19 protein-coding genes are annotated in these 25795 nt (G+C 63.4%); 9 read left to right on the plus strand and 10 right to left on the minus strand.

What is annotated here, in order from left to right; all coding sequences use genetic code 11:
* Position 1 precedes the first annotated feature (1 nt).
* Together H351_RS01990 and H351_RS01995 are read right to left on the minus strand one after the other, a co-directional pair.
* A complete protein-coding gene (locus H351_RS01990) occupies positions 2-1183 on the minus strand; it encodes a thiolase family protein (RefSeq protein WP_007731825.1) in 1182 nt (393 codons plus the stop codon).
* Positions 1184-1273: 90 nt separating this feature from the next.
* The gene (locus tag H351_RS01995) at positions 1274-2695 is read right to left on the minus strand and encodes an amino acid permease (RefSeq protein WP_019746401.1); all 1422 of its coding nucleotides are present in this window, start codon (positions 2693-2695) and stop codon (positions 1274-1276) included.
* A gap of 170 nt (positions 2696-2865) precedes the next feature.
* Here H351_RS01995 and H351_RS02000 point away from each other — a divergent pair, with 170 nt between their 5' ends.
* Positions 2866-4359: a PucR family transcriptional regulator gene (locus H351_RS02000; RefSeq protein ID WP_019746400.1), complete on the plus strand. Its 1494-nt coding sequence runs from the start codon at positions 2866-2868 to the stop codon at positions 4357-4359.
* Between the two features lie 102 nt (positions 4360-4461).
* Here the strand turns inward: H351_RS02000 and H351_RS02005 are convergent, their stop codons facing one another.
* A complete protein-coding gene (locus H351_RS02005; RefSeq protein ID WP_029254204.1) occupies positions 4462-6024 on the minus strand; it encodes a SpoIID/LytB domain-containing protein in 1563 nt (520 codons plus the stop codon).
* Between the two features lie 331 nt (positions 6025-6355).
* Here H351_RS02005 and H351_RS02010 point away from each other — a divergent pair, with 331 nt between their 5' ends.
* A complete protein-coding gene (locus H351_RS02010) occupies positions 6356-8353 on the plus strand; it encodes an N-acetylmuramoyl-L-alanine amidase (protein WP_029254203.1) in 1998 nt (665 codons plus the stop codon).
* A gap of 37 nt (positions 8354-8390) precedes the next feature.
* Here the strand turns inward: H351_RS02010 and H351_RS02015 are convergent, their stop codons facing one another.
* Positions 8391-9212 (minus strand): Cof-type HAD-IIB family hydrolase, encoded by an 822-nt coding sequence (locus tag H351_RS02015; RefSeq protein ID WP_029254202.1) that lies wholly within the window; start codon positions 9210-9212, stop codon positions 8391-8393.
* Positions 9213-9480: 268 nt separating this feature from the next.
* Here H351_RS02015 and H351_RS02020 point away from each other — a divergent pair, with 268 nt between their 5' ends.
* Positions 9481-10155, plus strand: a complete 675-nt coding sequence (locus H351_RS02020; protein ID WP_021332808.1) for an Ltp family lipoprotein — start codon at positions 9481-9483, stop codon at positions 10153-10155.
* Positions 10156-10180: 25 nt separating this feature from the next.
* On the opposite strand, the gene H351_RS02025 is transcribed toward H351_RS02020, so the two are convergent.
* Positions 10181-10915: a lysophospholipid acyltransferase family protein gene (locus H351_RS02025; protein WP_029254200.1), complete on the minus strand. Its 735-nt coding sequence runs from the start codon at positions 10913-10915 to the stop codon at positions 10181-10183.
* Between the two features lie 3 nt (positions 10916-10918).
* Positions 10919-11674, minus strand: a complete 756-nt coding sequence (locus H351_RS02030; protein ID WP_020905757.1) for a lysophospholipid acyltransferase family protein — start codon at positions 11672-11674, stop codon at positions 10919-10921.
* Between the two features lie 93 nt (positions 11675-11767).
* On the opposite strand from H351_RS02030, the gene H351_RS02035 reads away from it, so the two are divergent.
* The gene (locus H351_RS02035) at positions 11768-12607 is read left to right on the plus strand and encodes a hypothetical protein (RefSeq protein ID WP_029254199.1); all 840 of its coding nucleotides are present in this window, start codon (positions 11768-11770) and stop codon (positions 12605-12607) included.
* Between the two features lie 10 nt (positions 12608-12617).
* Here the strand turns inward: H351_RS02035 and H351_RS02040 are convergent, their stop codons facing one another.
* The 4 genes from H351_RS02040 to H351_RS02055 all read right to left on the minus strand — a co-directional run bounded on the left by H351_RS02040 (position 12618) and on the right by H351_RS02055 (position 21637).
* Positions 12618-16091, minus strand: coding sequence for a beta strand repeat-containing protein (locus H351_RS02040; protein ID WP_144440090.1), 3474 nt, complete (start codon positions 16089-16091; stop codon positions 12618-12620).
* Positions 16092-16342: 251 nt separating this feature from the next.
* Positions 16343-19558, minus strand: coding sequence for a beta strand repeat-containing protein (locus tag H351_RS02045; protein WP_059016391.1), 3216 nt, complete (start codon positions 19556-19558; stop codon positions 16343-16345).
* Between the two features lie 364 nt (positions 19559-19922).
* Positions 19923-21176 (minus strand): serine--tRNA ligase, encoded by a 1254-nt coding sequence (gene serS, locus H351_RS02050; RefSeq protein WP_003945400.1) that lies wholly within the window; start codon positions 21174-21176, stop codon positions 19923-19925.
* A gap of 65 nt (positions 21177-21241) precedes the next feature.
* Entirely contained in the window at positions 21242-21637 is a 396-nt protein-coding gene (locus H351_RS02055) for an ankyrin repeat domain-containing protein (protein ID WP_003945404.1), read from the minus strand.
* A gap of 70 nt (positions 21638-21707) precedes the next feature.
* Between H351_RS02055 and H351_RS02060 the strand changes: the two genes are divergently transcribed.
* The 5 genes from H351_RS02060 to H351_RS02080 all read left to right on the plus strand — a co-directional run bounded on the left by H351_RS02060 (position 21708) and on the right by H351_RS02080 (position 25756).
* A complete protein-coding gene (locus tag H351_RS02060; RefSeq protein ID WP_019746391.1) occupies positions 21708-22814 on the plus strand; it encodes a septum formation family protein in 1107 nt (368 codons plus the stop codon).
* A gap of 3 nt (positions 22815-22817) precedes the next feature.
* On the plus strand, positions 22818-23168 hold the full coding sequence (locus H351_RS02065; protein ID WP_007736028.1) for a metallopeptidase family protein: 351 nt from the start codon (positions 22818-22820) through the stop codon (positions 23166-23168).
* A gap of 133 nt (positions 23169-23301) precedes the next feature.
* Positions 23302-23601, plus strand: coding sequence for a PE family protein (locus tag H351_RS02070; protein ID WP_029254193.1), 300 nt, complete (start codon positions 23302-23304; stop codon positions 23599-23601).
* A gap of 68 nt (positions 23602-23669) precedes the next feature.
* Positions 23670-24938 carry a PPE domain-containing protein gene (locus H351_RS02075; RefSeq protein ID WP_029254192.1) on the plus strand — a complete coding sequence of 423 codons (1269 nt, stop codon included), beginning with the start codon at positions 23670-23672 and terminating at the stop codon, positions 24936-24938.
* A 65-nt stretch (positions 24939-25003) separates the two neighbouring features.
* Entirely contained in the window at positions 25004-25756 is a 753-nt protein-coding gene (locus H351_RS02080) for an ESX secretion-associated protein EspG (protein WP_244891421.1), read from the plus strand.
* The last annotated feature ends 39 nt before the right edge of the window (positions 25757-25795 follow it).

Below are 25795 nucleotides of genomic sequence, written 5' to 3' on the forward strand. Positions count from 1 at the left end.
ATCAGACCCGCTTCAGCAGGGCAGCGAGTGCCTGACCGCCGCCGATGCACATGGTGACGATGCCGAATTCGAGGTCGCGACGGACCATGTCGCGGGCGGCGCGCAGGGTCAGGATGGCTCCGGTGGCGCCGACCGGGTGGCCGAGGGCGATTGCTCCGCCGTACGGGTTGGTCTTCTCCGGATCCAGGCCACTGTCACGGATGACGGCGATGGCCTGCGAAGCAAAGGCCTCGTTGACCTCGGCGGTGCCGATGTCGGACGGCTTCAATCCTGTTTGCGCAAAAAGCTTTTCGAGAGCGAGCACGGGAGCGTAGCCCATCAGGCCGGGCTCCATGGCTGCCGTCGTGACGGTTTCGAGCGTGACCAGTCCGGTGAGGCCGCGCTTGGCTGCCTCGGTTCCTGTAGCGAGGACGAGTGCGCCGGCGCCGTCGTTGATGCCCGACGCGTTACCGGCGGTGACGGATCCGCCCTCTTCGAATGCGGGGCGCAGCTTGGCGAGGGTTTCGACAGTGGTTCCGGGCTTGGGGTGCTCGTCTTCGGTGACGGTGACGGAGCGCCGACCACCGGTCTCGACGGGAGTGATCTCCTCGGCGAATGCTGCCTTGGCTGCGTCGGTAGCAGCGCGGCGCTGAGATTCCACGGCGAACTCGTCCTGCTGCTCGCGGCTGACGCCGTACTTGCGGGCGACGGCTTCGGCGGTGCGGCCCATATGAGCCTTGCTGAACGGGTCGGTGAGCATGGCGACGGTGCCGTCGACGAGGCTGCGATCGCCGAGCTTGTAGCCCGAGCGGGCGGCGAAGTCGTAGAACGGCATGCGGGACATGCTCTCGTCGCCGCCGGCGAGGGTGATGGCAGCTGCGCCCCAGCGCATCTGCATCGCCGCCGACCACACGGCCTGCAGGCCGCTGCCACAGAGGCGGTTGACGGTGTAGGCGGGAACGTTCTCGGGCAGTCCAGCGGCGATGCCCACGCGGCGTGCGTTGTAGGCGTCGGGGCCGACCTGGCCGATGCAGCCCATGACGACCTCGTCGATGTCTTCGGGTGCAACGCCGGCGCGGCTCAGCGCGGCCTTGGCTGCTGCGGCACCCAGCTCGTGTGCGGGTACGTCCTTGAAGACGCCGCCGAAGCTACCGACGGGGGTCCTGGCCCCGTCGACGATGACGATCGGTTCGGGTGTGGTCATGATTGTCCCCATCTGCTGTGCTCACGTCGATTTCTCTGTCCGTGGCCGATACTAGGACATCTAAGTATCTCGCAGATGGGGACGTTGGTGTCAGGGTGTGGGAGCGCTCTCGGACACGGGTACAACCTCGGCGTCGGCGCCTTCGGCGTCCTCGGTCTCTTTGTGGTTCCGGTATCGGTAGAGCCCGATGCCCACGAGGATCGCTGCGAGCCCCAGGGACACGATCATCTGGCTGCGCGTCGAGTCCAGGGTGAGCATGCCGATGCAGAGCGCGATGATGGCGGCGATCGTCGCGTAGGTCAGGTACGGGAAGAACCACATCTTGAGTTCCAGCTCCTGGCCGGAAGCTTCGAGCTTGCGGCGGGTGCGCAGCTGGGACACCGAGATGACGAGCCAGACGAACAGTGCGATCGCACCGGAGGAGTTGACCAGGAACAGGAAGACCTTGTCCGGGGAGAGGTAGTTCATGCCGACGGTCAGGAAGCCGACGATCGTCGAGACCAGGACAGCGCGCATCGGGACGCCGGTCTTCTCGATACGTGAGAGCGACTTGGGGGCGTCGCCGCGGCCGGCGAGAGAGAAGATCATGCGGCTCGCGGTGTAGAGACCGGAGTTGAGGCAGGACAGAACCGACGTGAGGACGACGACGTCCATGATGTTGCCCGCGGCCGGAATGCCGTAGGAGTCCATGACGGCGACGTACGGGCTGAGCGCGACCGATGCGCTGTCCCAGGGAAGCAGGGTGACGACCACCGCGATCGAGCCGATGTAGAAGATGAGAATTCGCCAGACGACGGACTTGACGGCAGCGCGAACAGCTTCGAGCGGGTTGGCCGATTCACCGGCGGCGATGGTGGCGATTTCGGCGCCGAAGAACGAGAACACGACCACAAGGACTGCGGCGAGCATGGCTCCTGTTCCGTTCGGCAGGAAACCGCCGTGACCGGTCAGGTTGGTCATTCCCGGTGCTTCGACGCCGGGCATCCATCCGCAGATCGCCACGATGCCCATGCCGAGGAACGCGATGATGGCGACGACCTTGATGGAAGCGAACCAGAACTCGAACTCGCCGAACGACTTGACCGAGATGATGTTGGTCAGCGTCAGCACGATCATCAGAATCAGAGCCCAGGTCCACTGGGGAACGCCGGGAACCCAACGATTCATGATGAGGGCACCGGCGGTGGCCTCGATGCCCAGCACGATGATCCAGAACCACGCGTACAGCCAGCCGATCGAGAAGCCCGCCCAGCGGCCGATGGCCTTGTCGGCGTACGACGAGAACGAGCCGGTTTCCGGCGACGCTGCCGACATCTCGCCGAGCATGCGCATCACGAGGATGACGACTACGCCGGCCAACGCGTAGGAAACCAGGACACCCGGTCCCGTCTCCTGGATCGCCACACCGGAGCCGACGAACAGTCCGGCGCCGATGACGCCCGCGATCGCAATCATCGACAGATGCCGCTTCTTCAGCGTGTGCTGAAGTGCCGGCTGGTCTGTACTGGACATCAGTACTCCTTGTGGGCTGTTCGGGACGTGGATCTCGGTGACGCTCTTCTGGAGCGCATTTTCGATAGCGCCAGTGTCGGACCTTCGGCAAGCTCGCGTCAGGCTCCACTTTGTACAAACGTGACCGCAGGCACTACAAAGTGGCGAGTTCGAGGTGTCAGACTGGACCCATGCCCATCACGCTCCGCCAGCTTTGTGCGACCGAACAGTTCGGCCTTCGCGTCCTGGCTGGGCACGACCAGCTCGATCGCACCCTGACCTGGGCACATGTCTCCGAACTTCCCGACCCGACGCCCTTCCTCGACGGCGGCGAACTACTACTCATCACCGGGGTGTCGCTACCGACGACGGCCGCGGAAACAACGCGATTCGTACGGACCCTGGTGGCGGCCGGAATTGCCGGAATCGGTTTCGGAACCGGCCTCGGATACGAGCAGGCGCCGCAGACTCTGGTGGATGCGGCCACCCGTTTCAGTGTGCCCCTACTCGACGTCCCATTGCGAACACCTTTCATCGCCCTGACCAAAGCGGTGTCGAAGGCGCAATCCGACGACGACATGAAAGCGCTGCGCAGCAACTACCAGAGCCTTCGGCGACTACTTCAAGCTGCAGTGACGGTCAACGGCACCCGGGCAGTCGTACGACGGGTGGCGGAATTGATCGGCGGATGGGCGGCCCTGCTGGACTCGGCCGGCCATACCGTCGAGATCTCACACACCGCTGCTGCCGCAGGAATCGAGCGAACGGCTCCCGAGCGCGACGCCCGCCCGATGGAAGTCAGTTTCCTCACGAGTGAGAACGAGGACGTCATCTCGCACCCATTGATGACGTCGAGGGGAAAGCTGATGGGGTATCTCGTCGCCGGCTGCCCCGGCGCCGTCGGCTCTCTGAATCAGGGCATCGTCATCGCCGCCGCGTCTCTGCTCACGTTGATGACGGCTCGAACCCGAGATGCGCAGTTGACGATGAACCACTTGCGTACCGTGGCGATGCATCAGCTGTTCGAAGGACAGAATGCGCTCGCCCGCAACATCTCCGGGGAACTGTGGGGAGGATTTCCGGTCGAACCTTTCCAGGTCTTCCACGTAGCGGGCCCGAGTGGCCTGCTCGAGAGCGTGTCCGTCTCACTGCTCGACGGTCTCAGCCGCGATCTGGCGTTCGGCATCACCGACGGAGCGTTGATCGCCGTCGTCTCGGCTACCGACAGCGGGCGAATCCTCGCCCGTGTCAACGAAATCGACGTAACCGTCGGCGTGTCGGACATGCTGTGGTGGGACGATCTCTCGCGCGCCAGACGCCAAGCCGCGCAGGCAGCAGCCGAGGCCGGCGCCCGCAACCTGCCTTCGATGCGGTTCGCCGAACTCTCGGAGAGCGGATTGTCCGCGTTTCTCGATCAGGATCGCTCGACGGCATTCGCGGCGGCACACTTGCGCCCGCTTCTGGAAGCGAAGGGCGGTAGCGATCTCTACCGAACCTTGGCCATGTGGTTGGCACACAACGGCGTGGGCGACGCCGCAGCCACAGCGCTGAATATTCATCGGCATACGTTGCGCAGCAGACTCGCTCGGATCGAGAGTCTTCTCCAACTGGACCTCGGCTCCCCCACGGAACGTGCGGAGTTGTGGCTCGAGTACCGCTTGCTCGGCGACGCTCCGACCATCTGACCGACAACCAATGAGCCCTGAACGACCTGAAGGGCCTCCGCCGGGTTACGGCAGAGACCCTTCAGAGTCGATACGTGCGAGTCGCTACCGACCGACCTTCCCCTAGCTTCCGCCCGTCGGTATCCACTCGCGGAGCACGTTGGCATCAACTACCTGCGCACCCAAAACCTTTGTCCAGATGATGGTTCCGTTTTCGTAGACACGGAAAGTGCCTGCTTCGGAGGGCAACTGCATCTCCGGGCCGGCAGGAGCACCGAGAGAGCCGCTTTCACCGCCGAGCTCCCGATACTTCTTCTCGATCTGCGTCTCCGTAACCGTACCCGATGGATCGTCGGATGGCGAATTGGATTCCGGCACTGTCGATTCCGAATCCGGTGCCACTACCACACCAGCGCCGTCGCCGACGGTAAACCAGTCCGATTTCAGGCCGAGTTTCTGACGGAACTGCATTCCGGTGGCGCCAACAGTTGCATCTGTTCCGACCACCTCGACTGCCGTCACTCGCCCGCCGTCGGTACCGAATCCGTTGCGCGAGAGAATCTTGAGCGATTGCAGCTCGCCCACATCGAAGGCGTCCGCAATCTCACCCGCGGTCAGATTCACTGTCCAGTCGTGATTGGGCGAAAGGGCGTCACCGAGATCCTCGACGGCCGGGAATTCACCGCCGGAGCTGTAACCTCCTGTGGACGAAGAGAATTCGGTGGCAACAATCTTGCCGTCACGCGACAGAACGGCGCCGGCGGTGGACCGAACGGCTTCAGTGGTCCGGGGATCTTCCTTGCCAGCTCCGCCGTAGACCTGGCAGTCCTGAGTGTCGCACGTGTCGGCGTACGAGCTGCGATGCTCGGTCGCAGCGTACGAGCGCGCCGCCACGGCTTGCGCCCGTAGTGCTTCGGCCCCACCGGAATCGGCCCATTCGGCTTTCGCCTCGACCGGCACCACGCCGAGCAGGTAGTCCTCCATGTCGAGGAGATTGACCGTCCGAGCCGAGCCGTTGTCGAGCACTACGCCGAGGGCGCCGCGATAGGGCGCGTCGTTGTTGCACAGCTTCAGGAACTGGTCGGCGGGTCGATCGGGACTGAGATCCACAGGATCCACCCACGGATGCTCGGTGACCGCTTCCCAGACAACCCCGCCACCACACCCGCTGGTGACAACCACCTGCGCACCGCCACCGGGCAGTGCAGTGAGATGGGCAGCCTCGCCCGGCGCGGTGCGCTGACCGTTGACCACGAGGCCGGCGTCGGAGTAGACGTCGAGCGTCGAGTTGTCCTGGGCTGTGAGCCGCACACTCATCTGGGCGGGCGGCAAGGAGTCCAGGACGGTTCCGCCGTAGTAGTGACTGAGGATTCGCTCGCCGGACCAGCCGTCGTTCTTGGCGTAGCCGTAAGCGCCCCACTGCCCCATTCCGCGGCCGTGTCCGTTGCCATGACCGGAGAGCGTGAATTGTGTATCGGCGGCGACGGCGTGCAGGATCGACGGCTCGTCAGCGCGGATTTGCGTGAAACCTCCGATCGCGACGCCGAGCGCAAGAGCCGGAACGAGACCGAGGACCGAGACCCGCATCAGCGAGGTTCGCCTCCCGGGTCCGCCCACCAGAAAGCGACCTGCGCGACCGGACACAGGCTTCTTACCTGCAGTTCCGCTTCTTCCGCTTCTCGCCATCAATGCTCTCCTCATCGCTACCGGCCTCACGAGTCCGCGAAGTCGGTACTTCGCGCGCAGGCCAGTCCACAACGATTTAACTAAAGTCTCACCCTAAGGTTGAGCGTTATGGACTTTTGTGACTAGTGTGGCAAGAGTGTTTGGAGTTAGCAACACCAGTCACACGAGTCACATCAGCATCACGAGTTGCAGACGTACGCGTCCGAAAACTGGAGTTCAACCCCAGAACATGGCATCCGACCTGCTCGGATCCGGTTTTGAAGGATTCCGTTCACGGCCGTCATCGGCCCTGAAGTTCGCTCGCAAGTAACTACAACCGAGGAGTAATCCCTTGCCACACCGTCGACCGAAGCCCTCGCTCGTACTCGGGGCTGTAGCCGCAGTGGCTGTCGCAAGTCCTTTTGCGGTCTACGGCTTCACGAGCACTACGTCCGATGTACGTTCCGCGAACGAAACGACGTCAGTAGCAGTGCCGACCCAGATCGCAGAGGTGCTCCTCGCGTCGGTGCCCGACATCATCATTCCGGTCAAGGAGCTGACCGGTCTCGATCTCCCCGACATCAACCTGGGCGATCTCAGAAACCTCAAGCTCCCGACCGAAATCCCGCTACCTCCAGGGATCACGTTGCCGACCGAGCTCTTCCCGGCACCCGCTGCTCCCGGTGCTCCGACCGAAACCGCTCCGGTCCCTTCCGAGGAAGAGCCAGGTGCCGTGGTCAAGGAAGTCACCCGCGACACTCCGTTCAGCATGGTCGCGTTGACCTCGGACACGCTCGCCTCGGCGCAGTCCAAGGTCCGCGCCCTGGCCGAGGACGGCACCTGGGGTCCGTGGTTCACCCCTGACGCCATCGACTCCGCCAGTTCGGATCAGGCCACCAACGCCGGTACCGCCACCGAACCTGTCTTCGTCGGCGCCACCAAGTCCATCCAGATCCTCACCCCGCAGGGTGTCGCTGCCCCCGCGGCCGAAGCTGTGCCGGCTCCGGAAGCCGCACCCGCACCTGCTGAAGCGCCTGTGCCTGCCGAAGCACCGGCCGAAGCGCCTGTGCCTGCCGAAGCACCCGCAGCCACCGGCGAACTCGGGTACACCCCGGCTTCCGTGTCCAAGCCGCTTCGCCAGGCGACGACGGCAGCAGATGCCGTTACCGCAGTGTTGATCGATCCGGGCACCAGCGACGCGGACAGCAATCTGCAGGCAGTTGCGGCGCCACTCGGCGGCAGTGGACCCTCCGTCATCACCCGCGCACAGTGGGGAGCAGACGAGTCACTTCGCTGCGACTCCCCCACGTACGACGACTTCACCGGTGGAGCAACCGTTCACCACACCGCGGGCAGCAACAACTACACCAAGGAAGAATCGGCCGGCATCGTCCGCTCGATCTACGCCTACCACGCACGCACTCTCGGCTGGTGCGACGTCGGATACAACGTCCTCGTCGACAAGTACGGTCAGACCTTCGAAGGCCGCGCAGGCGGACTCGACAAGGCAGTTCAGGGCGCGCACGCCGGCGGCTTCAACGAGAACACCACCGGTATCGCGATGATGGGTGACTACTCCACCGTCGAGCCTTCGCAGGCGACGCTCAACGCCGTCGGCAAGTTCCTCGGTTGGAAGCTCGGCCTGGCCGGCCTCGACCCGAAGGGCCGAACGACGATGTACTCCGAGGGCACGGAGTTCACTCCGTACCCGCAGGGCGCAGCAGTGGATCTGCCGATCATCTTCGCCCACCGCGACGTCGGAAACACGGCTTGCCCTGGTGATGCCGCATACGCACACATGAACGACATCCGGAACATCGCGGCCGCGAATATCGGCGGATCGTTGAACCCGTCGAACCCCTCCAATCCGTCGACGCCTGCGCCCAAGCCGACCACTCCGGTCGACACGGTCACCGGTGGCACCGGATCGTCGATCCCGGATCTGGTCACCCAGATTCTGAAGATCACCGACAATTCACCGCTCGCGCAGAAGTGGATCGCCGAAGGTGGTGACCTCGGACGCCTCGGCCAGGCGCTGTCCGGAATCCTGCAGGCGAAGCTCGGCAACCAGGGTGCGTTGTTCCAGAACGGCGCTGTTTACACCTCACCCAACGGCGGAGTGTTCACCGTGCTCGGCGAGATCTTCAAGTCGTGGCAGAGCTTCGGTTCCGACGCGGGTGAACTCGGATTGCCGATCTCGGACGAATACTCGATCCCGGACGGCCTGCGCAGCGACTTCGAGAACGGTTCGCTGATCTTCAACCAGATCACCGGCATGGTCACGAAGGTCCTCAAGACCTACAACGAGACCTTTGCCCAGGAAATGGCCAACAGCGCGCCTGTCGGCTGACACTCGCGCAGTACACGTCCTCGGGCGCTGGTGGGTTCTACGACCACCAGCGCTCGAGGACTTTTGCGACCCCGTGCGCCGAATTGGTGTCGGTGACCTCGTCGGCTGCGGCTTTGGCTTCGGGGTGAGCGTTGCCCATGGCAACGCCGAGGCGTGCCATCCCCAGCATCGGGATGTCGTTGGGCATGTCCCCGAAGGCAACCAGACCCGACAGGTCGAAGCCGAACCTTTCGGCCGCGGCAGCCAGGCCGGACGCCTTCGTGATTCCCGGCGCCGAGAGTTCGATCAGTCCGTTCTCGGTGGAGTACGTCATGTCGGCGAGCGCACCGACGTGCGGGGCGAGCGTGTCGTACATCGCCGTGCTGGTCATGCCTGGACGGCGAATCAGGAGTTTGACGGCCGGCGCCGCAAGCACTTCGTCCTCGGACATCTCGGTGTTGTCCGGGTTGAGCCAGGCGTGTTCGTAATCTGGTGAGCTGACGAACTGTGGGGTGGCGGCGTCGTGTGCGCTCTCCCCCACCCGTTCCGCGGCCAATCCCGACCCGGGAAGTGCAACCAGAGCCAACTCGGAGAGTTCGGTGAGTGCGTCGACCGACAAGGTCGCGGCGCTGAGGACGCGGTCGGCGTAACTGTCGTAGACAACAGCACCGTTTGCGCAGACCGCGAGTGGCGCGTATCCCAAACCTTCGACGACGGGCGAAATCCATCGCGGAGGACGCCCGGTTGCCAGCAGGAACGGCGTGCCGGATTCGACGACGGCATGCACGGCGGCGCGGGTGCGGGCACTGACCAACTCGTCGTGATCGATGAGGGTGCCGTCGACATCGGTCGCAACCAAGGTTGGGCGGTCAGGGCTGATACGACGGTCTGGGCTCACACCGCCATTGTGCCTGCCCGGTACGACGGTCTCGCTCAGCGCGCCCGCTTCGCGCGTCCTCACCGGAGATCGCGAACCCCGAGAGATTCCCGCAAATCACATTTCAGTCCGACCGGTCTGGTATCTATTGCGGGAGAACCAGACATTCGGCCTTACCTGGGTACCGCTGCCCTGCTCCTTCGGCGCACCTGACTCAGGGTCCTTTCGTCCTCGAACCCGAGACGATCAACCTTCTCAAGGAGAACACCCCATGTCCGTGCCACCCGATCTGCCGCCGCCTTACGGGGGCTCACAGCCTCCATTCCAGATTCCGCCACAACCGCAACCTGAGACCAAGAAGTCGAAGAAGTGGCCGTGGATTGCCGGTGCAGTCGTCGCGTTGCTCGTCGTCGCAGGCATTCTCGGCGGACGAGACAAGGACGACGCAAAAACCACCAGCGCTGCACCGAGCTCGAGCGCCTTACAGACCACTACCAGTGCCGTTACGTCGCGCGCCTCTGTCGCACCGATCGTCAGTTCGCCGACCGCTGCTCCTGCCCCGCCATCCAGCAAGGTGGCGGAGCCCACGACGACCACCTACCAGGCGCCCGCACCTGTGGTCACTCCGACAGTTGCGCCTGCCCCAGCCAGGCCGCAGGTCAGCTCCGGTCAGCGCAACGCCGTCCGATCCGCCCAGCAGTACATCGACATGACTGCCTTCTCTCGCAGCGGACTGATCGAACAGCTCGAGTACGAAGGTTTCTCCACGGAGGATGCGACGTACGCGGTAGACAATTTGAACGCCGATTGGAACAAGCAGGCTGCGCTGAGTGCCGAGCAGTACCTCGAGATGACGTCGTTCTCCAGGTCAGGACTGATCGAACAGCTCGAGTACGAGGGCTTCACGAGTGCGCAGGCCGAGTACGGAGCCAACGCTGTGTACTGACCGCATCAGCGCAAGCGCCGTCTATTCAGCGCGCCCGCTTCGCGCGCTCCTGGGCATCCATGGCCGCGGCTTCCGCCGGCGTCGGCGCGCCACCGCCGAGTCGGCGAGGCACCCAGTACGCCCCGGGCTCGTGCACGAACCCGTCCTGAACGTGGCGCAGGATCGCATCCATCTCGATGCGCAGGATCTCGCTCAGCGCTTCGGCGGGCTCGACCGGATCGATCGGTGCACCCACCTCCACCGAGATCGGGAAATGATTGCGGCCCAGATTTTTCGGTCCGCCCTTGGTGACGATCCGCTGGGCGCCCCAGACGATCAGCGGAATTATCGGCACGCCGGCGTCGATGGCCATCCGAGCTGCTCCGGATTTCATTTCCTTGATCTCGAAGCTCCGGCTGATCGTCGCTTCCGGGTAGACGCCCACCAATTCGCCACGCTCGAGGGCGTCGACTCCGGCTCGATACGCCTGCGCTCCGGCGGAGCGGTCCACTTCGATGACGCCACATCCACGCATGAGGAAGCCGAGGACCTTGTTGTCCGCCAACTCAGCCTTGGCCATCACTCTGAGCTTGCGTTTCGCGGTGCCGACCGCCAGGGCCGCCGGTATGAAATCGAGGTAACTCGTGTGGTTGATAGCGATGACGGCACCGCCGGACACCGGGACGTGTTCCGTCCCGGTGCGGGTGACTTTCACGCCCTGGAAACCGCTCAGACCACGCGCGACTACCTCGACGGCGGTGTAAACGGGTTCGAAGGACATGGGTCAGCCTTCGGACTTCCGCGCCTCACGTGCTTTGGCTTTCGCCTCGGCCTCGTCGGCATCCATCTTGTCGGCCTGCTCGAGCGTCGGCGCGCTGCCACCGAGGCGGGCCGGTACCCAGTACTCGCCGGCGGGATGGTCGTAGTCCTTCTGCAGATCGAGCAGCAACTCCTGCATCGTCGACCGTAGCTTCGCCGTCAGCTCACTCGCCGGTTCGAAAGGTGCAATCGGCTCGCCGACGGCAATGGAGATGGGAGTGTTGGTGCGGCCCAACCGCTTCGGATAACCCTTCGTCCACACGCGCTGAGCGCCCCAGATGACGACGGGAACGATCGGGACGCCCGCCTCGATCGCCATCCGGGCGGCTCCGGACTTGAATTCCTTGATCTCGAAGCTCCGACTGATCGTCGCTTCGGGGTACACACCCACCAATTCGCCGCGCTTCAGGAAATCTACGGCCGCCTTGTAGGAGTCGGCGCCCGCGCCGCGGTCGACCGGGATGTGCTTGAGGGCCCGCATGATCGGTCCGGAGATCTTGTTGTCGAAGACCTCCTTCTTCGCCATGAACCGGATGTAGCGCTTGGGGGTCCGCGCCGGCAGTCCCGCATAAGTGAAGTCCATGTATCCGGTGTGGTTGATCGCGATCACGGCGCCACCGGACGCCGGGATGTTCTGCTCTCCCTTGACGGAGAACTTCAGGCCCTCGAAAGCGAAGACGGTACGGGCGATGCCGATGACTGTTCTGTAAACGGGATCCACAGTTCGCTAGCGTAGACGGGAATCCGTGATCTGACCCGCAGCAGTTATGGGGTGGATGTTGGTCAGAATGTCGCAAAAGGGGCGTAAGAACGAATGAAGTCGGCAGGACGAGCGGCAGTGGGGGCAGTCGCACTCGCCATGACGTTGGCGATAACCGCATGTGAGGACGACGGACGGACAGGAATCCTGACGGACGAACCGTCTCCGCCTACGACGGAAACCACGACGACAACCACTCTCGCGCCCACGACCACCACTGCGCCCGCCACGCCGGTCGCGCCACCTCCGGTTGGTGACGTGCCCGGTAATCCGGCTGCTGCGCCGGCCTTGGCGGCCTGGGCAACGGACCTGGTGTCTTTGGACGTCGACGCGCTCACGAACGCATGCTGGACGATGCCGCCCACAACAATTGCCGACCGATACTCGGATGTGCCCGCCATCTTGACGGCCATCGCCGCACCAGGCGTCGACGGCCAGTACGCGGTCACCTGGAGTGGAGGCGGACTCTCCGTCGCCGCCAAGCGCTCGGAGATCGCTTCCGGCTATGCGTGCCCGTTCGTCTTCCCTGCGGGGCAATCAAACTTCTACACCGCGGCCGACGCTTCCCACGCCGTCGTCCGGTTTCTCTCACGCGCCACGGGACGGCCGGTCAATACCCGCGACGTCGAGACGTTCTATCCACTGATCTGCCCCGGCAACAGCCCGTGGGATCCCGACGGCACCGGCGCCACCGGCCAGCCGCCACTCAAGCTCGATCCGAATCAGCTGGCCGGTATCAAGTCTTTTGATGCCGCCGCCGCAACAGTCACTCCGGTTCGCGGCGACTACGTCCGTGTCACCCTGCCCGTCACTGACGGAACCGGTAACTCACGCTCGATGCAGTTCACCCTGTCGATCGGCCCCGAGGGATACTGCCTCGGGGCCGCGACCTGAACTGCTTCGGTCAGGAACCGAAGGGAAGGAAATCGCTCGAGCCAGCGCTGCCTGAACCGAGGCTGCCCGTGCCACCGCCGGTTGCAGCCTTGATCTGAATTGCGTGGGCCGCCGAGGTGGAGCCTGTGAATCCGGCTGCGCCGCTGTAGATTGCCGAAATCGAATGCGCGCCGGTTGCGGTGAAGGTGTGGTTCAGCGCCGCGATCCCGTTGACCACTGGCACAGCGTCACCGACCGGGGTGTCCCCATCCATGAACTGCACCGTTCCACCGTTCTGCACCGAACTGACAGTCGCCGACAGGGTCACCGACTTGTTCACCACACCATCGGCAGGCACCGTCACCACAGTCTCCGTGGTGACATCCGAAGGCGCAGGGTCCGTCACATTCACCGTCCGCGCCTGGGCCGAGGACCCGACTACACCGGCTCCTCCCGAGTAAACCGCCGTGATGCTGTGCGCACCCGCAGAGGTAAACGTATGCGACAGACCAGCAGCGCCGGCCGTAACCGCTTCAGGACCGCCGATCGCGACGCCACCGTCGTAGAACTGCACGGTTCCGACGCCGACAGCGTCATCCGACGACGTTCGGACTGTTGCCCACAAGTCGGTCGCCACACCAGTTTTGGCATCGGTGGGGATATTCAGTTCGACGACGGATTCCTGGTCGGCAACACTCACCTGAACTGACTTCGCACTCGCAACCGAGTTCTTGAATCCGGAACCAGCGGTGAAGTCCGCCGTAACACTCTGAGCACCAGCAGCATCGAACGAATGCGACAGCGTCGCAACACCCGACGTGACTGCCACCGGAGTGCCGATCGCAGTGCCATTCGACTTGAACTGCACCGTACCCACAGCATTGTTCGGAGCAACCGTCGCAGTCAGATCAACAGCCGCGCCCGTGATCGCCGTCGCCGGAACCGAGAGCGACGTCGTCGTCTCCACATCCACCGGAGCCGGATCGGACACCGTCACCGTCTGAGCCGACGCCGACGAACTCACAAACCCTGCACCAGCGGTGAAGTCCGCCGTAACACTCTGAGCACCAGCAACATCGAACGAATGCGACAGCGTCGCAGTCCCACCGGACACCGTGACCGGTGAACCAATGGCCGTGCCGTTCGACTTGAACTGCACAGTGCCCACCGCATTGTTCGGAGCCACCGTCGCAGTCAGATCAACAGCCGCGCCCGTGATCGCCGTCGCCGGAACCGAGAGCGACGTCGTCGTCTCCACATCCACCGGAGCCGGATCGGACACCGTCACCGTCTGAGCCGACGCCGACGAACTCACAAACCCTGCACCAGCGGTGAAGTCCGCCGTAACACTCTGAGCACCAGCAACATCGAACGAATGCGATAGCGTCGCAGTCCCACCGGACACCGTGACCGGTGAACCAATGGCCGTGCCGTTCGACTTGAACTGCACAGTGCCCACCGCATTGTTCGGAGCCACCGTCGCAGTCAGATCAACAGCCGCGCCCGTGATCGCCGTCGCCGGAACCGAGAGCGACGTCGTCGTCTCCACATCCACCGGAGCCGGATCGGACACCGTCACCGTCTGAGCAGATGCCGACGAACTCACAAACCCTGCACCAGCGGTGAAGTCAGCGGTAATGCTCTGAGCGCCAGCGACATCGAACGCGTGCGATAGCGTCGCAGTCCCACCGGACACCGTGACCGGTGAACCAATGACCGTGCCGTTCGACTTGAACTGCACCGTACCGACAGCGTTGTTCGGAGCCACGGTCGCCGTCAGATCAACCGCCGCGCCCGTGATCGCCGTCGCCGGACCCGACAGCGACGTCGTCGTCTCCACATCCACCGGAGCCGGATCGGACACCGTCACCGTCTGGGCCGATGCCGAGGAGCTGACGAAGCCTGCACCGGCGGTGAAGTCAGCCGTAATGCTCTGCGCGCCAGCAGCATCGAACGAATGCGAGAGCGTCGCAGTCCCACCGGACACCGTGACCGGGGAACCGATCGCCGTGCCGTTCGACTTGAACTGCACCGTACCGACAGCGTTGGAAGGAGCAACCGTCGCCGTCAGATCAACCGCAGTACCCGTGATCGCAGCAGCCGGAACTTGAAGCGTTGTAGTCGTACTCAGCGCTGAGCTCGAGATCTCGATGGTCTGAGCTTGCGCGGTCGAACCACCAAAACCTGCAGTGCCTGAGTAGACCGCAGTGATCGAGTGCGATCCCGTCGTAGTGAACGTGTGATCCAGGGTCGCTCCGCCGGCAGTCACCGCGATCGGTCCGCCGATGTCTGTGCCACCGTCCTTGAACTGGACCGTTCCGCCGTCAGCTGCCGGAGAGATGTTTGCGGTCAGCGCGACCGAGGTCTGCTCGACGGCGCTGCTCGGAACTGTCAGCGCCGTGGTCGTCTGTACATCGGCAGCAGCCACGCTCACTGTGCGCGCAGGTGACGTTGAGGTCAAGAACTCGAGAACTCCGTCGTACACAGCGGTGATGGAGTGATCTCCCGCCGCGGTGAATGTATGTGGCAGTGTGGCAACGCCATTGACGACGGCCACCGGGGCGCCGATGTCAGTCCCGCCATCCTTGAACTGAACGGTGCCGCCTGTCGGCGCCGGGGAGACCTGCGCAATCAAATCCGTCGATTGACCGATCGTTGCCGACGCGCCGGACGTCACTGCGGTCGTGGTCGCCGCCTGCGAGACGACGTTGACGGTGGCCAATGCCTGACCACCCGCATTCAACCCACCACCACTCGAATCGCGCGGAGAGCAGTTGTACCGCTCCCAGTACCCCGGCCAAAGGGTCTCGTACTGCAAGAACGTGAATGCATTCTTCGGCGAATTGAACGCACCCGAATCACCATCTGTGGCACGCAACTTCGGCTGCACCGTACTACCCGCGGCACCGGCAACCACCGTCACGTCGATCGCGGGCAACCGGAAGGTCTTCCCCGCCCCTACCTCGATTCCACCGTCACTGTTCTTGCTCGTGCTCGGGCCGTTACCGCCCTTGTTGTTTGAGTCAGCAGTCTGATTGTTCCCCGAAATACGCAGATGCGTACCCGCGCCATCCGGCGAACCGCCGTCGTTGATCCGAATCACCGACGGAGTCACACCGGACAAATTCGACGAAGTACCTGCCACGACCTGAGCATCCACCAACGACACCCCTGCAGGTATATCGAAGTCGTACTTGAGCCGCGTCCACTTACCGACACTGCGGCCTGCGTGCCCACCCGTCGGCACCGACATCACATTCGGTTGAACCCGATAGGTGAACGTCGACCCCGCCACCACTTTCTCCGGCGCAGACACCGTCGCACCCGTCGAATGAAACACATCCGCGATATCAACAGCCAGATGTTCATAACCATCGCAACCCAGCTTGAACCCGATCGTGTTCTCCACCGCGGGAGATGACGTCGGAGCAGCCGAAGCAACACCACCTGCCACCAGCACGCCACCGACCAACGCTGCCACCACAACCGCGGAACTTCTTCTCACCAACACGAACTCTCCTCAGCTAGCAACAGACGTGGATCGGGAACCGCACGGAAGGAGGTCACTCGAACAGAGCGGAAATCAGAATGGAGCTGGACGCTCGTACAGTACCCGTCGAAAGTAGTACTTGTATCAGTTATTTCAGACAAATATTCACGAATTGCCGATAGTTCTGCTAACGACCAATCATCGATTCGCGAAGAGCGATGCCCCTTGCACCCGTCGGGCGCAAGGGGCATCACATCATCGGAGAATCAGGACCCGAACGGCAGCGACAACGATCCGAGCGAACCGAAGTCACCGCCCCCGTTACCGACGTCCACAACCGATGCAGTCGACGTGGAACCCGTGACGCCCTGGGCTCCGCTGTAGACCGCGGTGATCGAATGGTTGCCGGTCGTGGTGAAGGTGTGGCTCAACACAGCCTGCCCACCGACAACATCGACGGCCGTTCCGATCGGAGTCGTTCCATCGAAGAACTGGACGGTTCCCGACGTCGCGCCGGAAGAACTGACCACAGCCTTCAGCTGCACCGACGTGCCGACCTTTGCCGAAGACGGAGCCGTCAACGACGTAGAGCTTTCGACATCCGACGGGGTCGGAACCGTGACATTGACGTCGACGGATTCCGCGGTGGACGACGTGAACACGCCGGAGCCACTGAATACAGCCGAGACTACAAAGGTGCCTTCTGCTCCGAACACGTGCGGCAGCTTGGCAACTCCGTCAACAACCGCGACCGGGGCACCCTGATCGACTCCACCGATCTTGAACTGAACAGTTCCGCCGGACGGCACCAGGGCGTCCGAGGGATCTTCGGACACTGTCGCGAAGAGATCAACAGGCAGTCCGACCTTGGCTTCACCCTGAACGCTCAGAACCGTCTTCGTCGCCTTGTCGACCGGAGCCGGATCGGACACCGTCACCGTCTGAGCCGACGCCGACGAACTGACAAACCCTGCACCGGCGGTGAAGTCAGCCGTAACACTCTGAGCACCAGCAGCATCGAACGAATGCGACAGCGTCGCAACACCCGCGGAGACTGCCACCGGGGAACCGATCGCCGTGCCATTCGACTTGAACTGCACCGTACCGACAGCGTTGTTCGGAGCAACGGTTGCCGTCAGATCAACCGCAGTACCCGTGATCGCCGTAGCGGGAACCGACAGCGACGTCGTGGTCTCGACATCGACCGGAGCCGGATCAGAGACCGTCACCGTCTGAGCCGATGCCGACGAGCTGACGAACCCTGCACCGGCAGTGAAGTCCGCCGTAACGCTCTGAGCGCCAGCAGCATCGAACGAATGGCTCAATGTCGCAACACCCGCGGAGACTGCCACCGGAGTGCCGATCGCTGCACCGTTCGACTTGAACTGCACCGTACCCACAGCATTGTTCGGAGCAACCGTCGCGGTCAGATCAACAGCCGTACCCGTGATCGCCGTCGCGGGAACCGAGAGCGACGTCGTGGTCTCGACATCGACCGGAGCCGGATCAGAGACCGTCACCGTCTGAGCGGACGCCGAGGAGCTGACGAACCCTGCACCGGCGGTGAAGTCCGCCGTAACGCTCTGAGCGCCAGCAGCATCGAAGGAATGCGAGAGCGTCGCAGTCCCACCGGACACCGTGACCGGGGAACCGATCGCCGCACCGTTCGACTTGAACTGCACCGTACCGACAGCGTTGTTCGGAGCAACGGTTGCCGTCAGATCAACCGCAGTACCCGTGATCGCCGTAGCGGGAACCGACAGCGACGTCGTGGTCTCGACATCGACCGGAGCCGGATCCGAAACGGTCACCGTCTGAGCCGACGCCGACGAGCTGACGAACCCTGCACCGGCAGTGAAGTCAGCGGTAACACTTTGTGCACCAGCAGCATCGAAGGAATGCGACAGCGTCGCAACACCCGACGTGACCGTCACCGGCGAACCAATGGCCGTGCCGTTCGACTTGAACTGCACCGTACCGACAGCGTTGTTCGGAGCCACCGTTGCCGTCAGATCAACCGCAGTACCCGTGATCGCCGTCGCCGGAACCGACAGCGACGTCGTGGTCTCGACATCGACCGGAGCCGGATCCGAAACGGTCACCGTCTGAGCCGACGCCGAGGAGCTGACAAACCCTGCACCGGCAGTGAATTCAGCGGTAACACTTTGTGCACCAGCAGCATCGAAGGAATGCGACAGCGTCGCAACACCCGCGGAGACTGCCACCGGCGAACCAATGGCCGTGCCGTTCGACTTGAACTGCACCGTACCGACAGCGTTGTTCGGAGCCACCGTTGCGGTCAGATCAACCGCAGTACCCGTGATCGCCGTCGCCGGAACCGAGAGCGACGTCGTGGTCTCGACATCGACCGGAGCCGGATCCGAAACGGTCACCGTCTGAGCGGACGCCGAGGAGCTGACAAACCCTGCACCGGCGGTGAAGTCAGCGGTAACACTTTGTGCACCAGCAGCATCGAAGGAATGCGACAGCGTCGCAACACCCGCGGAGACTGCCACCGGGGAACCGATCGCCGTGCCATTCGACTTGAACTGCACCGTACCCACAGCATTGTTCGGAGCCACGGTCGCGGTCAGATCAACCGCGCTGCCCGTGATCGCCGTAGCCGGAACCGAGAGCGACGTCGTCGTCTCCACATCCACCGGAGCCGAAGCAATGCTGATTGTCGCAAGCGGACCCGCGCCGGCATTGAGCGGTGTGGTGTCCTTGTTCTCGCGGGGCGAGCAACGGGTCGGCGCCCACTGTGTACCAAGGAAACTCGCCTTTGCGAGCTGAGTGCTGAAGTTTTCGCTGGCACCGAGGTTGCCGGCCGTACCCGCGGTCCTCACCTTCGGTTGGATCACTCCCGTCGCACCAGCGACCATTGTCACGTCGACTGCGGGAAGCCGGAACCAGGTGTCTCCGTTGCCGTTTGTCGAGCCATCGAGGTTCTTCTTGGACTTCGGTACTCGAATACCTCCCTCCGAGTTGGTACTCGTCGTCGGACTGTTGCCGATCACCTGGTTGTTTCCGGACAGCCGAAGGATCCCGCCGCTACCGTCGACGTTGCCAGAGTCGTTGACCCTGAGAACGTTCGGTGCGACGCTGTCGAGTCCGACCGAGGTGCCCGCGACGACGGCTGCGGAAACGAACGTCGCGTTGGCCGGGATTGCGTAGTCGACCTTGAGACGTGACAGGTTCGTAGTCGTCGCGCCGGAATCCTTGTCCGGATACGACGTTCCGCTCGGCTGAATTCGGTAGGTGAAAGTCTCGCCGGGTTGGACAGAAGCGGGTGCGTCGACCGTGATGAGGTTGTCGGTGACCTTGTGGACGTCTCCGATGATGGAGCCTGCGACACACGCTGTTTTGAAACCGGTGGTCGAGATCGCGGCGGATGCGGGCGTGCCGATCAGCAGCATCCCCGCGACCATGGCGGTTCCGGTTATGGGCACGGCGAATCGCCGCAACTGAGAGATTTGGGGCATGGGCACTTCCTTCGGAAGGGCAAACATAAGCAGTGGATTCGGACAAAACGTGTGCGCGCCGTCACAACATAACGAAAAAACTAGTACGCGTACTACTTTTGGCAAGACACTTGTCCAATTCACCCCGGACTCACCCTCACATCACCTGACGGGGGATGGAAAAGCAGGGTATGGAAGCCCGATTGAACGCAAAACTAACGCCAAAGCGGTCTATCGACAACGCTTTTGGCGGTCAACTCGTCAATCGGCGGGAAAAATTTGATATTCCGCCAGTTCAGAAAAAGTTCCAAACCTACCAGTACGAAAGTACGAATCAGGGCCGCGACGGAGTCCGTCGCGGCCCTGATGGTGTTGGTTCAGCGTGTCAGCGAAGCACATCCGTGCCGACAAACGGCACCAATGCCTCGGGCACTCGCACCGAGCCGTCGGCCTGCTGATGGTTCTCGAGAATCGACACGATCCAGCGCGTCGTTGCCAGGGTGCCGTTGAGAGTGGCAGCCGTCTGCGGCTTGCCGTTCTCGTCGCGGTACCGAACTCCGAGGCGGCGGGCCTGGAAAGTCGTGCAGTTGGACGTCGATGTCAGCTCGCGGTAGGTGCCCTGCGTCGGAACCCATGCCTCGCAGTCGAACTTACGCGCAGCCGAAGAACCGAGATCTCCGCCGGCGACGTCGATCACGCGGTACGGAACGTCGATGGCCGCCAACATGTCTCGCTCCCAGCCGAGGAGACGCTGGTGTTCGGCGTCGGCATCCTCGGGACGGCAGTACGTGAACATCTCGACCTTGTCGAACTGATGGACACGGATGATGCCGCGGGTGTCCTTGCCGTAGCTTCCGGCCTCGCGGCGGAAGCACGACGACCAACCGGCGTAGCGCTTCGGGCCTTCGTTCAGTTCGAGGATCTCGCCCGAGTGGTAGCCGGCCATGGGTACCTCGGAAGTTCCGACAAGGTACAGGTCGTCATCCTGCAAGTGGTAGATCTCGTCCGAGTGAGCACCGAGGAAGCCGGTACCCGCCATGATTTCCGGGCGTACGAGCACCGGCGGAATCATCATCGTGAATCCGTTGGCGATCGCCTTCTGCGCAGCCAACTGCAGCAGTCCGAGCTGGAGCATGGCTCCGTAGCCGGTCATGAAGTAGAAGCGCGAACCCGAAACCTTGGCGCCGCGTTCCATGTCGATCAGGCCGAGCGACTCGCCCAGCTCGAGGTGATCCTTCGGCTCGAAGTCGAACTTCGGAATCTCACCGACGTGTTCGAGCACGATGTAATCGTCCTCGCCGCCGGCCGGCGCACCTTCTTGTACGACGTTGGAAATCGCGCGGTGTGCGGAGTCGAGCGCGGCCTGCGCCTCGTGTTGCGCGGCCTCGGCTTCCTTGACCTTGGCCGCCAGTTCCTTGGAACCCTCGAGCAGCGCGGGACGCTCCTCCGGAGATGCCTGTCCGACCTTCTTGCCGAAGGCCTTCTGCTCTGCGCGGAGGTTGTCTCCGGTCAGAACGGCAGCGCGTCGGGACGCGTCGGCTTCGAGCAGAGCGTCGACCAGTCCTGGATCTTCTCCACGGGTGCGCTGCGACTCGCGGACGATTTCGGGGTTCTCACGGAGAAACTTGAGGTCAATCACGACTTCGAACTTTACCCACTCACCGCAGCTCGCCGACGGTCACGTCCACGTCGGAGAGGGGGAGATCACGATTCGAGCAGACTCAGGTAGTCCTCGCGTCCGAACATCCGAGCCGCGTCGACGGCCGTCGGGTGTCCGCCTTTCGGGTCGGCTCCCCCGCTCACCAGCGCTTTCACCACCGCATCCTCGCCCTTGAAGACGGCTCCGGCGAGGGGTGTCTGGTTCTTGTCGTTGGGCCGGTTGACGTCGGCGCCGCGCTCGATCAAGGCAACGACGGCGTCAGCGTGACCGTGATACGCCGCCAACATGACGAGCGTGTCGCCACTCTCGTTGGTCAGATTGACGGGAACTCCAGCATCGACGTACGACGCCAGCCCGGCCGCGTCGCCGGTTCGTGCCATGTCGAAGAGCCGGCCCGCCAGCTCGACAGCCTCGGGATCGAGTGGGGTGTTTTCGCTCATGACTACAAAATACTCACAGACGCGTTTGTGAGTTTTGTAGTGAAGGTTCGATATCGCCACGGCAACAGGCATGATGGAATCGATGTCCGAAGACAAGATCGAGAAGTCGCCAGATCCGGCAGATCCCCAGGGGACGCCGGCGAAGAAAACTGTCTCAGCGAGTCGCACCCGTCGGGTCCTGGCTGCCGTGGCGGTAGGTGCGGTGGTCGCCGCGATCGCAACGATCGCGATTTCCGGTGGATTGAACAAGGACGACTCGTCCTCGGTCAGTGTCAGTGGTGGCGGTCCGGCAGCGACGGGATCTACTCGCGACGACGCCTTCACCGCGGCTGCGGCCGGCGACTGCCTCAACTGGACGCCTGCGACCGAGTCGGGCGGGGACCGCACGGACATGTCAAAGGTTCAGTGCGGAACTGAACACCGCTTCGAGGTTGCCGGACCACTCGACCTGTCGGTGTTCCCCGGCGCCGAGTTCGGCCCCGGTTCCCGGTACCCGGGCGCCCTTCGATTCGCCGAACTCCGCGACGAGCACTGCACACCCATCGTCATGTCCTACCTCGATTCGAAGTTCGATCCCAAGGGCAAGTTCAGCGTCGGCCTGATGTTCCCGAGCGAATCGGGTTGGGCTTCGGGCGAGCGCGCACTGCGTTGCGGCTTGCAGTTCTCGACCACGACCGGCGAACTACAACCGTTCGTGGGCCGCGTGGCGGACCAGGACCAGTCGAACGTGTGGGACGTCGGCACGTGCATCGGCATCAACCAGAACCTCCCGACCGATCCGGTCGATTGCGCGAAACCGCATGCATACGAGGTTATTTCGGTGATCGACCTCGGCACTCAATTCCCGGGCGCAATGCCGTCGGTCGAAGATCAGGACCGTTACCTCGAGGGCGTCTGCACTCAGGCGTCCAACGAGTACCTTGGTTCCGCAGACGCGCTTCGCGACAAGACGCTGACGCTGTTCTGGGACAACATTTCACTGGAAAGCTGGTTGGCCGGTAGCCGCCGAGTCAATTGTTCGATCGGCAAAGAGGTCGAAACCGGCGGGTTTGCCGCGATCACCGGAAGCGCCAAGGGCGAAATCCTGATCAACGGCGCCGCTCCGGTCCCGCCACCCGCTGCACCGGAAGGTCGGTCGCTGCCGACGCCGTTGCCCGGCGCAGCTCCGCCGTCGTAAGCCATGACGGTGACTATGACGCCCGACCGGTTCGAGGAACTGGTCGGCGAGGCGCTCGATCTGATTCCGCCCGAACTTGCCAAGGCCATCGACAACGTCGTGGTGCTTGTCGAAGCACGTGACGAGGAAGAACCGGGGCTGCTCGGTTTGTATCAGGGCGTCGCTCTGACCGAGCGGGATTCTCATTACGGTGGGTACCTGCCGGACACGGTCACTATTTTCCGCGATTCGATACTCGACATCTGTGCATCCGAGGACGAGGTTGTTCACGAGGTTGCCGTGACCGTCATCCACGAGATCGCGCACTACTTCGGTATCGAAGAAGACAGATTGCACGAACTCGGCTGGGGCTGAGGGCAAAGTCGTCCGATTCCGGGGGAACCAAAAGCGGCCGGCATGCATCAAACTATGTGCGGGGGGATTTCTACGGCTGTGTGCACGACCTCCCGACCACTTATCCGCCCTGGTCAGGAAGGAGTTCGGCACTATGTACGTCGACCCTCAAGCCCTAGTTGCCGCCGCAATGGAACTCGAGTCTGCGGCGACGCGATTGCGCGGAATCGTCTCTACTGCGCAGCCGACGCTACGCGTTCTCCCAGCCGGATCCGAAGAAGTGTCCGGTAGCGCGGCAAATTACTTCAACACCATCTCGGGCAGCCTTGCCTCGTCCACCGATCGGGCAATCGAGGAGCTCACCGCGGCTGCGGCAGCTCTGCGCAAGAATGCAGCTGCCTACGAGCTCGAAGACCAGCTCACCAAGTCCAGCCTGGCAGCCGCACCGATCTGATCGACAGAAATCGAACTCGGTAACTCGGCAACTCGGCAACACAGTCACACTTCCTGGGGGGAAGAACAATGGTCGGCATCACCGGCGTCATCTGGTATCCACGGGGCGCAGCACCCAACTCTGCAGCACTGGTCGCCGGGGCCGGGCCGGTCCCTCTCGGTGTGGCGGCCGGGGCCTGGTCCACCGTGTCGTCCGGACTGACCGACACCGCTGCGTCCATCTCTCGCGTGATGGCGGACCTTCGCACCGGGTGGTCAGGAGAAGCCGCGGATGCCGCGTTGAGCAAGTTCGCACCGTTCCAGGAATGGGCTGCCTCGGCCGCGCTGCTCGCCGGAGAAACCGCTGGTAAAGCCCAAGTGCAGTCCGGTTCCTACACCGTTGCCACCCTGGCCATGCCGTCCCTGGCGGAGATCGCGGCAGTTCAAGCGGCCAAGGTCGCCGCATACTCCATCGGCGGGGCCCTGGTCGGCGGTGCCGCTGCCGCCGAGGCTGCCGAAGAAGCTCTCAAAATTCGAGCGGCGGTGACGATGGAAACGTACGACGCCGCAACGACGCATCTGGCCGTGCTGCAGAACTTCGAATCACCACCGTCCATCGCGGAACCCACAGCTGGGGCATCCGCTTCGGCCGAAAGCCCAGGCAACGCCGCACGACAGTCCGTCGCGCAAGCGGCATCAACGCTCGCTGACGTAATCGCGGATCCCGTGCGCGCCGCAACCGCTGCTGTCGCATCCGTAGCTTCCAACCCGGTATTTGCCGCCGCTGCCTCACAGGCCGGTGCCATCTCCGGTGGAGCGTCGGCCGCCGTCAGTGCCGCGACCACCGCCGTCACGGGCGCCACCACTGCCGCATCAACTCTCGCGACGGCCGGAGCAGGACTCACCGGACTGGGCGGCGCAGGGCTCGGTGGCGCAGGACTCGGCGGCGCGAGACTCGGCGCTTCCACACCATCACTGTTCGGCACCCCGTCGGCAAGTCGGGCAACGGCACAGGTCAGCGCAGCTTCCGCGACCACCGGAGCCGGAGCATTCGCGGGCTCGTCGTCGAGCAGCAGCACCGGCCGGCACGCTCTTCCAGATCCCTCCACCGGCCAGAGCGCCGCGCGCCAGAACCCCGTGACCTCGCCGGTTCAGGGCACCGTGGATACCGTCAAAGTGGATCCGTCCCGAACCGCGGGCGGATCTGCGCCGATCGCCGGCGGCCGTCATGCGGCCCAATCTGAAGACGAGACCGAGCACGACACACCCGATTACCTGAAGCACTTCGAGCACTTCGCCGACGGCCGAACAGTCATCCCGTCCGTGATCGGTGGCGCACTCGAAACTGCAGAGCGTTGATGGTGGACCTCGGCACCTCACCTGATGGGTGGAATTTGCCTGTCGTCGCCCTGTCACAGGACGAAATGGACTATGTACGTGAGCGACTCGGGCTCGATGCGCTTCCCGTGGTTCTCGGTGGCGCGACGGTTCACGCCAGTGCGAGCGCTCACCGTATGGCGATGCAGTCCGCGGCAGATTCACTCTCCGAGCGCGATCTCCTCCCCGGCGGGGAGATCCATCACGAACTCAGCGCCCGCCTACGCGTCCTGACCCACCCCAAGTGGGAGTTGGCGCTGCGTCGGCATGTCGGTGGAAGGATTTCACGCCTCTGCGTCGCACAGGGCGAATTCCTTTGTGTCGAAGCAACTTCAACCGATTCTTCGTTCGCATTGTGCAGCGTCACCACCGAACCAGCTGCACCCGTTGTCACCGCGCTCGGCAGCGCCGAAGCAATGCCGATTGCCGTGATCAACGCACCGACCGAGATGCTCAGCCTGGCATTCGGCGCCGGCCCGGATGCAGACAGCGTGAGCTCGGCCTTGATCAACGCCGGGATACTCGAAGATGACGCACGCCAACTGGGTAACGCAATCGTCACATGCACCGCCTTCGCCGAATTGGTTGGAATACCACACAGTTTGGGAGCGACGACGCACATGACCGGCGCAGTGACTGTGTACGACACCTTGGCCGGCCGGCTCGTGGGTTCGACTACTCGGGCTGCCGACGGCACCGAGTGGACGTCCATCAGTTCCGGAACACCGCATCGCCTGCGACAAGCCGTGAACGCGCTGGTAACCGAACTCGAGGAATCGACGCCGGAGACTTCCGGGTAACCTCGGGGCGTCCCTTCAACGCCCGGAGCCTTACTTCAG

This window comes from Rhodococcus erythropolis R138 (genome assembly GCF_000696675.2).
Classification (GTDB): Bacteria; Actinomycetota; Actinomycetes; order Mycobacteriales; family Mycobacteriaceae; genus Rhodococcus_F; species Rhodococcus_F erythropolis.